Genomic DNA, 13,586 nt, shown 5'->3' with positions numbered 1-13,586 from the left:
CTGCACCGAGCGACAGAGCGGGGGCTATCCCCATGGATCACACCGTTTCCGGCCAACCCTGAGCCGCCAAACTCAGGGAGAATATGTTACGGGCGCACGCCCGTGATGAGCTGAACGCCATTCACGTCCAGCGGAGCAAGGTCCCAACGCGACGTAGACCGAATGCCCGTGACATCGGAGTCAAAGTAAGCATCCTGGCTGTACGCCACGGAAACCTCAGCGCGACGACCGACCGCAATCTGACTCAGGTCAACCAGGCCAATCCACGAGCAGTCGTTAGACGTGCCCACGGTCTCAGCGTTGCTGATCTGATTGGAAATGAAGACCGGAATGCCGAATAGGCGCCGCTCGCCGTCCTGCGTCGGGTCGGGAGAGACCTGATAGCGAGACTGCCCGTCCTTGGCCTTCCGAATGGACGCCCAAGAGCGACCACTCATGAACCACGCCGCGCCGTTCAGGTCGCCATTCGCGCTTTCCAGACGGCCCACAGCGTCCGCGAGAGCATCGAGGGCGAGGCTCGCGCCATTCGTGCCCATCGAAGTGGGCGTGACGCCGCTGAAGTTCCGGAGACCGCGCATGTTATTGCCGGTGCCATCACCGGAAAGGAACTGCGCGTCAAGCAGTCGCGCGACTTCCTTCATGTGGTCATCGCCCACAATGCGCAGTAGCTCAGGGTTCGAGTCGAGAAGGCTTTCGTTAGTTGCCTTAGTGAGTACGGCCGCCTTCTTGGCAGTCAGCGTGACCGCCTGGAGCGTCATATCCGTAACCGGGATAGACGAACCTTCAGCGACCATGGCCGCACTCGTGCTGGCCGAAATGCGCGGCACGCTGAGCGTCTTACTGTCCATTGTTAGAACGCGCGGACCGGCCGCAAGGAAAACGCTCTTGTGGCGCAGGAAGTCGAATACCTGGCCTAGCGTCTGAGTCGGAATCACAGCAGTGGCCGAGGTGGTGGTCATCTGCCGGAATTCAGAGACCGAGGGAAGCATTCCGCCGCTACGGAATCGCTCGCCACTATCTAGCGACGCACGCTCCTCGTTACCGGTCAGAGCAGCGCCGAAATGCGAAGCAAGGGAACGACCCTCAGTCTCACGCGCTGCGCGGGCAGCATCCTCGGCGGCGTCAACGGCGCGCAGCTCCATGAATGCGAGAGTCTTCGCGATGGCCTCACGGGTCTCCGGAGCATCCGGGCCGTTCGGGCTATTCACGGCGGCAAGTATCTCAGTCCGCGCCATTCGCTCTTCCGCCGGAACAGAATTGATGACGGCGGCGATCTCACGAGCGTCTAGACCGCGCTCTTCGCTCTCGGCGGCAGCTAGTAGCTTGCGGATTTCAGGCTTGATCATTGGTTGTCTCCACGTGGAAAGGCCCGGGATTTTGGGCATGACGAATTGCTCAGGCCGGCTCGGCCTCAGCAATTAGGCAAATTGGGGTTCTGAGGGAGGTCTACTTAGCGGGTCGCAAAGCAGCACGGTCCAAGTCAGGAGAGGAGCCTGGACCGTGCTGATTCGCTATGCGCCGCCCAAAGCGCTGACCATCCCGTGCCCCCCGGCGGCGAGCGCCGGAAGTCTTTGATTACTGCGGAGTGGGAAGGGTCATTCCCCATTGCGCTACTCGCGCCCGCAATTCAGTGATGCGCGCCAACCAGGCAGCACGGGTCTCGCCGGTAGCGGCGTCCGCCTTTGCATGCCATGCGTAGATCAGCGCCGTTAGGTTCGGGCCACTGTCGAGAACTGCGCCGACGTCGATAGAAACGGGATCAACTGTCAGCGAAGGATGCTGAAATACCGTTCCATGCCTGGCCGCCATTCCGCTGGTTGCTGCGGTCATTGAGTCAGCCCCTCCCCGAGGTGTCAGCAGCGCCGGGGGGAAACCCGAATACCGGGTCACCGAGTCAGGACGCGAGAAAATGAAAAGGAATGCGCGAAAAAACATGAGAAACGCGCTGACCTGGGGCTTCCCCACCAGTTCGGGCGAACCTGCGCGCGTTTACGCGGAGGGAAGGGCGGGGGTGCCGGGACGGGAACGGCTCAAGTTTGAGCCTCCCCCTACCCCCTGAGGTGGTCCCCATATCCCCCCGATGGACCCTCACGGCACCTCAGAGAGCGAGCCGGTCAGGCAGGAGAATGTGACCCCAGAGAAAGGCTGTCAGCGCTGCACAGGGCGTCACACCATCGACCGATCAGTGCCCAATCGACTGCCATTCGCGACACCTCGTCAGCCTCACTCATCAGCGAGTCGAAGTGCCTTTGCCACACGCCCTGTTGCCGCGTCTGCTATTGCACGAATGACACAAGACCCTGAGGTTTCCTGGTTCATTGGTCCCGCCCTTGCTCAGCGGGATGATGTGGTCGCCGGTCAGATCGTCCGCGCTGCCGCACCACGCGTAATAGGGTTGCCGCCTGATTGCCTCAGCCCGCGCTTTGCGCCACGCCCCGCCATACCGGCCAGCGGTACGAGTGTTCTTACTGGGGTAGCGCCGGGCACCCGCTACGCATAGGGGGCACCGATTCCCAAGGGGGTGCAGTCGCTTGTGACGAGGGCATAGGTTGAAAGGCATCGGAAACCTACAGAGCAGCGGCAAGAAATGTCTTGGTGTCAGTCACAATAGAAGTCGCCCCAAGACTGCTTATCCAGCGCGACCCATAGATCGTTCAACTCTGCCCGCTGCTCAGCAATCCGCTGCATAAATACCGTCGCCCGTTCCGGGTCATCTAGGTCATACGCAGCCTGCACGGCACGCCACTGGAGTTCTTCTAGGGCGTCGTTTCGATCCTCGGCCGCAGCAAGACGGGCACCATGCCATGTACGGCTAGCCTCGTTATGCGCGTTGATCTCCGATAGAAGGTTGTCGTACTCGTCGGCCATGCGGCATCCCAGTGAGCGAAGTTCAGATACGAAAAAGAGCCCCGCTGTGTGAACTCCCGCTGCATGGATGCCGACCTACAGCGGGAGCACCGACACAGCGGGACTCTCATTTGACATGCTTTACCCGGCATGCTCGGGAAGTCTCTGCACAGACCGGGAAAATCGGCATCCGCCCGGGTCGTGTTCGCAGCTCCCAAATTTGGGAGCTGATAGGAGAGAGGGATCCTCGGTCCGCCGGTTATGTTGGCGCGGGAATCTCTCCCTCCCCAACATTAGAGAGGGGATCTCTAATACCGGGTCAGGCCGAGGCATGATGATATTCCGAAACGGACCCCGTTTTCTGTTTCCCTTTAGGACTTCTATAGGGAATGTGAAAACAGATAGAGAATCGTCATACCGTAATAAAGCCCTGGTCAGCGGCCCCTCTGCGCTGTCCCCGATGACGACTGTCCCCGAGCATACAAAAAGGGCCCTACCCGAATTAACTCCAGACAAGGCCCGTCGCGATGCCTCAGCGCCGAAGCTCAGCCGCCTTGCGTGCCCGGCAAGCTCGCTTCTTGCAAGCGGGACCGCAGTACTTACGGCGTCGGCCCGTGGCAGGCTGCGTCAGCGTATTTCCGCAGCTAGCGCAGGCGCCGTCGGGTGTATTAGCTGCCTCAGAGCGGAGGGCAACGGCTATCCGGCCGTGCAACTCTTCGGCGTCTTTGTCGTAGGGCACCATTGCCCACACCACCGCTTCGGCTTCTCGCAGCAAGTACAGAAGCTCGCTTTTAGTCATTGCGATTCGTTCCTTTCAGGGACACAGAGCATGTCCCAAAACGCAGATTCGAGGACACGAGGACGTCCCTAAAGCGGGTTTCGCGGACGAGGGCGTCCCTAAAGAGAATTCAGGGACAGGCGCCTGTCCTCGAAAGTCCCTAAACTCGGATAGGAAGAGCCGCCCGGCGCTTTGCCAGACGGCTTAAATCCGTGGACGCTCGACCTAGACCAGCGAAAGACCCCGCTTGCTGTGCGCTTCGCGCTGTTCTTCGATCTAAAACCAGTTGAGAGGGTGCCTCTAAGATTCGCCCATTCAGGACCTGACGACCTATCAGAAACCCAGGCCGGCGGTCCCATATCTGACAGTCCGTCAGGTTTAGGGAAGTGGCCTGGAGTGGCTTTCACGAAATGGCGCCAGCAAGACGCACGTGCCCGTCTGAGGGCATGAAAATGCCCCGCCGGACCGAGGGGCCGGGCGGGGCCAGGAGGGGCTCACGGGGCCGCTGAGCGGCTATCTGGGGACACGAGAAAGCCCCGCCCGACCCTGGGAGATCGAACGGGGCTTTTCAAGTTGCCTTTGGTCTACTTCGTCTTGCGTCGTCCACCCCGGCGGCGCTTAAGCGATTCGGCAAGTTTCGGCGGTAGCGGGTCGCCGTGCCAGTAGATTTCTGCACGCTCCGTAATGTCTAGCGGTGTCCAACGATTCGGCATGGGGCCGTCCGGTCGCCTACGGATGACCACGCAGTTAATCGCCAGCGCCAGCAACGCGCGACGTGTGTCCTGAGTCGTTGTCTCCCACGCCTCATCCACCAATTCGCGGTCCCCGATGAACGGGCAGACAAGAGGGCCCCCGCTGTACTGATCTGCGTTTTCCTTGGCAGCCGAAACTACGGATAGCGCGTCGTCCAGCATCGGTTGGTACAGCCTGCGCATGGGTCCTTCGAATTCTTTGCGCTTATACCGGCCATCCACTAGATCCTGTAGGGCTGCCTCAGCCTCTGCCAGGGCGCGCCGGGCCGCTGTTGCATCGGCAGTCTCTTCCGGCGCCTGTAGGGCCGACCAGCGGGCCGTAATGGCCATGGCAAGTTCCATGTCTGCCTCATCGCCCGTGTCTAGCGAAGCAAGGCGACTTTTCCACGTCTCGATTACCCACGGGTCAAGGTGCCCGCCATCGAGCGAGACAGGAGCAGGGCACGAACCGGGCGAGCGACGATGCTTGCCGCACATCCATGCCCCCGCTGTCTTCTGTGATGAGCCGTAACAACCGGCGCACCGGGGAAGACCGGTAAGGGTGTGAGCGGCGGCTGTGGGTTGGGGGAGCGCTCCAGTGAACGCGGGATTCTTGCTTTTGCGGACGCTAGCCCGTGCGCGCGCCGCCAATTCGGCCGACACAATGGGTTCGTCGGTGACGCTGATTCGCTCGCCGTTTTTGTCGCGGTAGACGTATGCGTGTGCACCCGCAGGCCATTGACTGAGAATCTGCCAACCCTCGTAGACGGGGTGCAGGGCGATGCGGTAGACGGCCGTGACATTCCACGTGCCGCCCGCAGGACCGGGAATTCCGTCACTGTTCAGCCGGGCAGTGATTTTGCGCAGGCTGTTTTCCACTCCACCTTCGGCTGTCTCGGTGAATATGCGGAAGACAACGGCAGCGGGGCACGTCTCGTGAGCCTCGGTGCTGCGGTCTTGGTGGAGTTTCCGGGTCTTGGGGTGGACTGTGTAGCCGTACGAGGAGGCGCTAAGCCACTTGCCGGAATCGCGCTGTAGCCGCTTGGTGTTTTTGACGTTGGCGGACAACCGCTCTGAGTATTCGCGGGCTTCCTCTGCGCGATTGATGATCCATCGCCGGTCGCGCGGGTTAGAGGAGTCGAGTCCGTCATAGTCGAAAATCACGCGACCCTTGCCGGGGCGCAGAATGCCAATCAGGTCGTCGGCGCCCTTGCGAGAGAATCGGGAGAGGTCATAACACCAGAGGGTGTTAATTTCTCCGGCCGCGAGTGCCGCTAGAGCGGCTTCGAATTCATCTCGTTGACGCGCCTTAAACGCGGAGCCAAGCTCTGTCCAGATGAACTCTGACGGGACGTCAGCGCCTTCCCGTTCCGCAGCCCGGCGGCCCTGCGCAATCTGCGCATCGGTGCTGAGTTCCCGGCGGGCGTCTGCCTCGCCGAGGACTTTGGACTTGCGCGCCAATATGCCCCACCGCTCGCGTTCTACGGTCTCCTCGTGCATGTATTCCATTGTGCCTGACGGCCTTTCCCGTTACGCCTGCACCTGTTGCAAGCACCCGCGCACGCGTCCCGCAGGCGTACGAGAAGGTCAACGGCACCTGGGTCGTCTACGGCACCGGCGACCAGATCGCCGGCGAGATGTACAACGACCAGGGCGTCCAGGACCCGCGCGGCGACGAGAGCACCATCGGACGCTTCACCTTCGCCCCGCCCGCCCGGCGGGGAGAGCGGTGGGAGGTGACGAAGGCCGAGTTCATCCCGCTGGCCTTCGACCTCGACGCCGGCCGGGTCGTCGATCTCGGCGCCGCGCTGGAGCGGGGCGCCGCGGTCGGCGCCGTCCGCGACCGGATCCGGGACGTCGTCCTCGGCCGGGGCGCGGGCCGGGCCGGTCTCGTCATGGGGAAGTGAAGCGGGAGCCGGCCTACGGCACGACCGTGACCGGCCAGCGGCCCGCCTTCACCAGCCGGATCGCCACCGAACCGACGATCCGGTGCCCCGCCTGCTCGGAGGCCCCGACCACCACGGCGTCCGCCTTCAAGTCGTCCGCGGCCGTGACCAGGCCGTTGTACGGGTCGCCGCGGAACGTGTGGAACTCCCAGCGCACATCGAATATGTCCTTCACCCGCTCGGCGGCGTCGCGGATGTACTGGATCAGATCCTCGGCGATCTCGTCGGTCGTCTCCGAGACCGGCACCCCGAGCGCCGCCCCCGCCGCCATCACCGGCTGGATGTAGACGACCGCGAGCAGCGCCCGCTGCCGCCGCGCCAGACCCCCGGCGTACGCCGCGGCGCGCAGCGACGATTCGGAGCCGTCCACACCGACGACGATGACCTTGGGACCGTCCGTCCCGCGTTCGAACCTGTGCGCGTGCTGCTCTTCCGTCACGGCTGGGAGGCTATCGGAACCCCCAGGTCCCACGGCCTTTGGGGAGCGCGGAAGATTCCCTCGACGGGCGGGGCGGCGCCGCTCTTCCTACAGTCGGAACCATGAGTGCCACTGTGGAGGCCCGCCCGCCGAAGACCGCCAGCGGTCCGACACGGCCGCCCCGGGACGGCTTCCTCAGCAAGGTGCCCGAAGGATTCGCGACCTTCTTCGGCGCCATCGGCCTGCTCTGCGCCCTGCTCGCCTTCATTCCCCCGGTGCGCGCGGTGCTGCGCCCGGTGGTGCGCTTCCTCGACCTGCTGATCATCCCGGTCAGCGCCAACCTCGCGTACGCCGTCTTCCTCTTCCTGCTCGCCGCCGCGACGGCCGCCCGCAAGAAGATCGCCTGGTGGCTGGTGGTCGTCTACCTCGGCCTGCTGGTCCTGACCGACGCCCTCGGGGTCGCCGCCGGCCTGTACGCGGCCTCGATCCCCTCGCTGATCGTCTGCGGACTCCTGCTCGCGCTGCTGATCGTGGCCCGCCGGGAGTTCTACGCCGACTCGCGGCGCGCCGCCGTACGACGGGCCCTGCTCGTCCTGATCAGCGGACTCGTCGTGGCGATCCTGCTCGGCTGGGGCCTGGTCGAACTGTTCCCCGGCACTCTCGTGGAAGGCCAGCGGCTGCTGTGGGCCGCCAACCGGGTCTGCGGCGGACTGGTCTCCGGGCGTTCGTTCGACGGCCGTCCGCCGCACTGGCTGTTCTTCGTCCTCGGCCTGTTCGGCGCCCTCGCCCTGCTCAACGCCGCCGCCACGCTCTTCCGCTCCCAGCGGCTGGTGGCGGCCCTGCACGGCGACGAGGAGACCCGGATCCGCGCCCTCCTCCAGGCGTACGGAGGCGAGGACTCCCTCGGCTACTTCGCCACCCGCCGCGACAAGGCCGTCGTCTTCTCACCCAGCGGCAAGGCTGCCGTCACCTACCGCGTCGAGGCCGGGGTGTGCCTCGCCAGCGGCGACCCCGTCGGCGACCGGGAGGCCTGGCCGCACGCGATCGGCGCCTGGCTCGACATCGCCCGCCGCTACGCCTGGGCGCCCGCCGCGATGGGCGCCTCCGAGGAGGGCGCCAAGGCGTTCGCGCGCGCCGGGCTCGGCGCCCTCCAGCTCGGCGACGAGGCGATCCTGCACGTCGCCGGCTTCGACCTCGCCGGCCGCGACATGCGCGGCACCCGACAGGCCGTCAACCGCGTCAAACGTACCGGCGCGAGCTGCCGGGTACGCCGGCACTCCACCCTGTCCGAGACCGAGATGGAGGAGATCGTCAGCCGGGCCGACGCCTGGCGCGACACCGAGACCGAGCGCGGCTTCTCGATGGCCCTCGACCGGCTCGGCGACCCCGAGGACGGCGACTGCCTGCTCGTCGAGGCGATGGGGTCCGACGGCAAACTCCTCGCGCTGCTCTCCTTCGTGCCCTGGGGCCGCGACGGCATCTCCCTCGACCTGATGCGCCGCGATCGCAGCGCGCCCAACGGCGTCATGGAGTTCATGGTCGCGGAGGTGTGCGCGGTCGCCGGGAAGTTCGGCGTCCGGCGCATCTCCCTCAACTTCGCGGTGTTCCGCTCGGTCTTCGAGGAGGGCGCCCGCATCGGCGCGGGCCCGGTGCTCAGACTCTGGCGCAGGCTGCTGCTGTTCTTCTCCAAGTGGTGGCAGCTGGAGGCCCTGTACCGCTCCAACGCCAAGTACCACCCCGAGTGGTACCCGCGTTTCATCTGCTACGGCGACACCGGCGCCCTCGCCCGTATCGGCATGGCCTCCGCCATCGCCGAGGGCTTCGTCTCCGTGCCCTCGCTGCGCACGCTGTGGGGCAAGGGCCACGCGAGGGGCGGACCCAAACCCGCCACGACCGCCGGGCTGCCGTCGCTGTCGGCCCTAGGTCTCCCCACCGGGGACGGGGCCGGGGACGGCGATCCCACCACCGGACTGCCGGACCAGGTCCGCGTGCGGCACCGCAAACTCGACCGGCTGCGCTCCGACGGCACCGACCCCTATCCGGTCGGCATCCCGCCGCGCACCCATGTCCTGGCCGATGTCCGCGGCGGCGAGGACGTGACCGTCGCCGGACGCGTGATGCTCGTACGCGACTTCGGCGGCATCCTCTTCGCCGTGCTGCGCGACTGGTCCGGCGATCTCCAGATCGCCCTCACCCGCAAGGAGTCCGGCCCCGCGCTCGACCGGTTCCGGCAGGTCGTCGACATCGGCGACCACATCAGCGCCGACGGTCTGGCGGGCGCCAGCGACACCGGCGAATCCACGGTCTTCGTCACCTCCTGGCAGCTCACCGCCAAATGCCTGCACCCGCTGCCCGACAAGCGCAAGGGTCTCGCGGACCCCGAGGCCAAGGTCCGCCGCCGCTATCTCGACCTGGTGTCCAGCCCCGGCGCCCGCGATGTCGTACGGGCCCGCTCCACGGCCGTACAGGCGCTGCGTCAGGGCCTGCTCGACCGCGGCTACCTGGAGGTCGAGACCCCGATGCTCCAGCAGATCCACGGCGGCGCCAACGCCCGGCCCTTCACCACCCACATCAACGCCTACGACCTGAACCTGTATCTGCGCATCGCGCCCGAGCTCTACCTCAAACGGCTCTGCGTCGGCGGCATGGAGAAGGTCTTCGAGATGGGCCGCACCTTCCGCAACGAGGGCGTCTCCTACAAGCACAACCCCGAGTTCACGATGCTGGAGGCCTACCAGGCCTTCGCCGACTACGACGTGATGCTCGACCTCGCCCGCGAACTCATCCAGGGCGCCGCGACCGCCGCCTTCGGCTCACCGATCGCCCGCAAGGACGGCATCGAGTACGACATCTCCGGGGACTGGCCCGTCAAGACGGTGTACGGCGCGGTCTCCGAGGCGCTGGGGGACGAGATCGACGCCGACACCACCCTGGAGGCGCTGCTGCGGCTGTGCGACCGCGCGGGCGTGCCGTACACGGCGGACGACGGACGCGGGGATGTCGTACTGGAGATGTACGAACGTCTGGTCGAGGAGAAGACGCGGCTGCCCACCTTCTACAAGGACTTCCCGACCGACGTCTCCCCGCTCACCCGGCAGCACCGTACTGATCCAAGGCTCGCGGAACGCTGGGACCTCGTCGCCTTCGGCACCGAACTGGGCACCGCCTACTCCGAGTTGACCGACCCGGTCGAGCAGCGCCGGCGGCTCACCGAGCAGTCGCTGCTGGCCGCCGGGGGAGATCCCGAGGCGATGGAGCTGGACGAGGACTTCCTCGACGCGCTGGAGTACGCCATGCCGCCCACCGGCGGGCTCGGGATCGGCGTCGACCGGCTCGTCATGTTCCTCACCGGGCTGACGATCCGTGAAACGCTGCCGTTCCCGCTCGTACGCCGCCGCTGAAATGGTCCAGGCGGGTGCTTTCGTGAGGCCCCATCGGTGTTGCTCGGCCGAGCGGCCCCTCCGCCGGGTGACTGATTAGTCATGAAAAAGGATCAGCTGATTACCCGGCGTCGGGCGTTGATCGCCGGTGCCGCCGTCCTGGGGGCGGCCGGGGCGGCGGGCACAGCCCGCGTCCTGACCGCCGGCCAGGCCGCACAGCCGGCGCGGAGTCTCCCGCTCTCCGGCCCGCAGGCGTCCCGCGCCCTCAAGCCGTCCGCCTACCGCCTCCAGCCGATCGCCGGGTACGGTGCGCCGCCGGCGAACAGCGCCCACCTGACGACCCTCGTCCGGCACGAGCCCTTCATGCGTATGTCCGGGCGCGGCCGCAGCCTGGTGCTGACCTTCGACGACGGACCCGACCCGCACTACACCCCCGAGATCCTGCGCACCCTGCGCGAGTACGACGTGCACGCCATGTTCTTCGTGTGCGGGGAGATGGCCAACGACAACAAGGACCTGCTGAGCGACATGGCCGACGACGGACACATCGTCGGCAACCACACCTGGAGCCATCCGCTGCTGACCAAGCTCTCGCGCTCCGCGATCCGCTCCGAGATCGAACGCACCAGCAAGGTCATCGAGGAGGCCTACGGCGAGCCGCCGGCCTGGTTCCGCGCGCCGTACGGGGAGTGGAACCGGGCGACTTACCAGATCGGCGCCGAACTCGGCATGGAACCCCTGGCCTGGACGATCGACACGCTCGACTGGTCGACGCCGGGCACCCGTTCCATCGTCGGCGTGGTCGAGAAGGAGGCCGCCCCGGGCGTCGTCGTCCTCTCGCACGACGCGGGCGGTGACCGCTCGCAGAGCGTCCAGGCGCTGCGCGCCTATCTCCCGCACCTGCTGGACTCCGGCTATCACATCACGGTGCCGCGCCGGAAACACGCCTAGAAACGAAGGCGGGCCCCGCGCACCGTGCGTCGCGGGGCTTTCGGCCGGGCCGGCCGGCGGGAGGCGAAGAGCCTCGCCGACCGGCCTTTTCACCCGTCCTCCGATGAACGCTCAGCGCACCTCGGACAGGCGGGCGAAGACGACCACGTTTCCGTCGTAACCGTGCTGCTTGGAGAAACCGCCTCCGCAGGTGATGACCCGCAATTCGGGGGTGCCCTTGCTGTTGTACACACGGTCGCCGGGGAAATCGGCCTTCGCGAAGACCTCGATGCCGTAGATCTCGAACACCGCGGTCTTCCCGTCCTTGCGCAGGACCTCGATCCGGTTCCCCTTCTTGAGCGCCCCGAGCCCGTAGAAGACGGCGGGGCCCCGCATGTTGTCGACATGGCCCACGATCACGGCCGTGCCCTTCTCGCCGGGCGAGACCGCGCCGGTGAACCAGCCGGCGAGATTCGGGTCGTCGGGCGGCGGCGCGTCGACCCATCCGTCCAGGTCCAGACCCACCGGCATGACCGGGGCGTCGACGCTGATGGCCGGGATCCGCACCCGGTCGACCACGGAGTACGGCAGCGGGTCCGGCGCGTTCGACAACGTGCCACCCGGCGTGCGGCTGTCCGCCGCGGCCGCCGAGGCGGGCTGTGGGGGGCCCACGTCGAACTCACCGGAACCATTCCGAATGAGTGCGAGGCCGGTCAGCAGAACAAGCGCTATCACGCCCCAAGGAGCGCGCTTCCTCTGCCGCTCCTCCTCTTCGGCCAGCTCGGACGCAGACATTCGTCATCCCCTCTCGACGCGGCCGTCGCCTCGTCATCCGCGCATATGAGCACGCTAATGGCAGCGGGACCGCCCGGCGACGGGGCGCGGGCGAACGGGTGGCGGAACGAATGCCCCGTGCGCCATCCGAGTTGCCGTGACCAGGAATTTTCTGACGGTCCGTGACCTGCGGCAATATCCGATTGTGTGGAATTCTTTCGGCGTGTCCTCTCACCAGGACGGACCATTCCCGAAATGCGGCCCCGTGCGGGGCATCTGAGGGTCTGTCTGGGAGGCGCTTTCTCGCCGATCCACCGGGGACGGTTCCCGGGGCGCCCCCGCGGAGGATCACATGCGTACTACTCGTGCCCTGGCGGTGTCTGCCGCCGCGGTCGCCGCCGTGGGGCTCGCCGCCCCGATGGCCGCGGCGTGGAACACCCCGAGCAACATCGTCGCGATGCCCAGCGTCATCGCCCGCGGTGGCCAGCTCACCGTGACGGTCGACGGGTGCCCGAGAGGAGGCACCATGACCTCGCCCGCGTTCCGTCAGGCGAGGCTCTCGCCGCTCCTGGGCAGCCACAACGAGTCGTCCAGCGGTACGGCCACCATCAACCAGGACGCCCGTCCCGGCTCGTACGACATCACCGTCAACTGCGACGGGACGGGCCCGCTGACCCGCCCGGCCGCCTTCACCGTCATCGGCGGTGTGCGCGGCGGTCTCGGCGGCAGCAGCTCCACCGGTGCCACGCCCACCGACATGGCGATCGGCGGCGGTCTGGTGGCCGCGGCGGCCGTCGGCGGCGGGGCGTTCTGGATGCGGCGCAGGTCGGAGCGGCACATCTGACCGTCCGCGGGCGCAGCGGCCGGTCCCGTCCCCTTCGGAGGCCGGCCGTCCGCCGCGCGGAGCGCACATGACAGCCCTTCGCTCCGGACCCGCCTGACAGGGGCCGGGGTGAAGGGCTGTGCCACTCCGTCAGGATTCGTCGGACGCGGTACGGCGGCGGGACAGGTACCAGGCCGCTCCGACGGAACCGGCGATGAGCGCCGTTCCCATCCCGATCTCCTTCAGGTCGAAGCCGCCGACACTGCCGCCGACACCGGCCCGGACGCCCCGTTGCAGGGGGACGGGTGTCGGTGCGACCGGCCGGCCGCCGGCGATGGTGAGACCGGTGCTGCCGCTCGCTCCGCCGCACGCGAACGTCACGTCGTACACGGCCCCGGGTCTGGCGTCCCAGTCGACCATGGCGGTGGCCGAGGACTGCCCCGGCGGGATGGTGACGGTGTCGAAGATCCCGGAGGTGACCGTGGCGGTTCCCCTGCACCCGCCGTCCCGCTTCAGGAGGAGCGACACCTGACCGCCCGCGGCGATGGTCGACGGCTGCACGCTGAAGGCGAACGGGGTGATGTCGTGGTCCCCGTCACCGGCGAAGGCGGCGGGTGCGGTGAAGGTCAGGGCGGTCATGCCCAGCAGTGCGGCCGAAGCGACGCGTATCGCGCGCATGGTGAGCCTCCAGGTCCCCGAGGAGCCTTGCTGCGGACCTCTTCCGCTCGCGCCAGAAATGCACCTCGATGATCGAAACGCTAGGAAAGGGTGAACGAAGGCGCGATCTCAGTAGCGCGAACGGGTCAATTGCGTGGGCCGTTCGAGGGATGTCGTACGTGCGGACGGGGGGGGGGGGGGGGGGGGGGGGGGGGCCCCCCCCCCCCCCTCCCCCTCCCCCCCCCCCTCCCCCTCCCCCCTCCCCAGGGCGGCGTGACCCCCCCCACCGCCAAGACGGAGCG

11 protein-coding genes and 1 pseudogene are annotated in these 13,586 nt (G+C 66.9%); 4 read left to right on the top strand and 8 right to left on the bottom strand.

All coding sequences use genetic code 11. From position 1 onward, the window contains the following. Window positions 1–86 precede the first annotated feature (86 nt). The 5 genes from ACZ6KY_RS28605 to ACZ6KY_RS28585 all read right to left on the bottom strand — a co-directional run bounded on the left by ACZ6KY_RS28605 (window position 87) and on the right by ACZ6KY_RS28585 (window position 5,856). Window positions 87–1,346, bottom strand: a complete 1,260-nt coding sequence (locus tag ACZ6KY_RS28605; RefSeq protein ID WP_469313146.1) for a phage major capsid protein — start codon at window positions 1,344–1,346, stop codon at window positions 87–89. Window positions 1,347–1,575: 229 nt separating this feature from the next. Beyond that, window positions 1,576–1,830: a hypothetical protein gene (locus ACZ6KY_RS28600; protein ID WP_469313145.1), complete on the bottom strand. Its 255-nt coding sequence runs from the start codon at window positions 1,828–1,830 to the stop codon at window positions 1,576–1,578. A 400-nt stretch (window positions 1,831–2,230) separates the two neighbouring features. Then, window positions 2,231–2,560, bottom strand: coding sequence for an HNH endonuclease (locus ACZ6KY_RS28595; RefSeq protein ID WP_469313144.1), 330 nt, complete (start codon window positions 2,558–2,560; stop codon window positions 2,231–2,233). Between the two features lie 38 nt (window positions 2,561–2,598). Further along, a complete protein-coding gene (locus ACZ6KY_RS28590; protein WP_469313143.1) occupies window positions 2,599–2,868 on the bottom strand; it encodes a hypothetical protein in 270 nt (89 codons plus the stop codon). 1,341 nt (window positions 2,869–4,209) lie between these two features. Beyond that, on the bottom strand, window positions 4,210–5,856 hold the full coding sequence (locus tag ACZ6KY_RS28585; RefSeq protein ID WP_469313142.1) for a recombinase family protein: 1,647 nt from the start codon (window positions 5,854–5,856) through the stop codon (window positions 4,210–4,212). 53 nt (window positions 5,857–5,909) lie between these two features. On the opposite strand from ACZ6KY_RS28585, the pseudogene ACZ6KY_RS28580 reads away from it, so the two are divergent. Beyond that, a pseudogene (locus ACZ6KY_RS28580) lies at window positions 5,910–6,263 on the top strand (CapA family protein); the annotation flags it as partial. A gap of 13 nt (window positions 6,264–6,276) precedes the next feature. Here ACZ6KY_RS28580 and ACZ6KY_RS28575 read toward each other — a convergent pair. Continuing rightward, window positions 6,277–6,741 (bottom strand): universal stress protein, encoded by a 465-nt coding sequence (locus ACZ6KY_RS28575; protein ID WP_469313141.1) that lies wholly within the window; start codon window positions 6,739–6,741, stop codon window positions 6,277–6,279. 101 nt (window positions 6,742–6,842) lie between these two features. On the opposite strand from ACZ6KY_RS28575, the gene lysX reads away from it, so the two are divergent. After that, entirely contained in the window at window positions 6,843–10,121 is a 3,279-nt protein-coding gene (gene lysX, locus ACZ6KY_RS28570) for a bifunctional lysylphosphatidylglycerol synthetase/lysine--tRNA ligase LysX (protein ID WP_469313140.1), read from the top strand. Between the two features lie 81 nt (window positions 10,122–10,202). Further along, entirely contained in the window at window positions 10,203–11,051 is an 849-nt protein-coding gene (locus ACZ6KY_RS28565; protein ID WP_469313139.1) for a polysaccharide deacetylase family protein, read from the top strand. Window positions 11,052–11,162: 111 nt separating this feature from the next. Here the strand turns inward: ACZ6KY_RS28565 and ACZ6KY_RS28560 are convergent, their stop codons facing one another. Next, entirely contained in the window at window positions 11,163–11,825 is a 663-nt protein-coding gene (locus tag ACZ6KY_RS28560; RefSeq protein ID WP_469313138.1) for a class F sortase, read from the bottom strand. A gap of 331 nt (window positions 11,826–12,156) precedes the next feature. Between ACZ6KY_RS28560 and ACZ6KY_RS28555 the strand changes: the two genes are divergently transcribed. Then, window positions 12,157–12,648 carry a hypothetical protein gene (locus tag ACZ6KY_RS28555; RefSeq protein ID WP_469313137.1) on the top strand — a complete coding sequence of 164 codons (492 nt, stop codon included), beginning with the start codon at window positions 12,157–12,159 and terminating at the stop codon, window positions 12,646–12,648. A 129-nt stretch (window positions 12,649–12,777) separates the two neighbouring features. Here ACZ6KY_RS28555 and ACZ6KY_RS28550 read toward each other — a convergent pair whose 3' ends face one another. Beyond that, on the bottom strand, window positions 12,778–13,305 hold the full coding sequence (locus ACZ6KY_RS28550; protein ID WP_469313136.1) for a hypothetical protein: 528 nt from the start codon (window positions 13,303–13,305) through the stop codon (window positions 12,778–12,780). Between the last annotated feature and the right edge of the window lie 281 nt (window positions 13,306–13,586).

The sequence above is a fragment of the Streptomyces sp. NPDC042002 genome (genome assembly GCF_055588305.1).
This window is presented reverse-complemented; position numbering and strand designations above follow the sequence as displayed.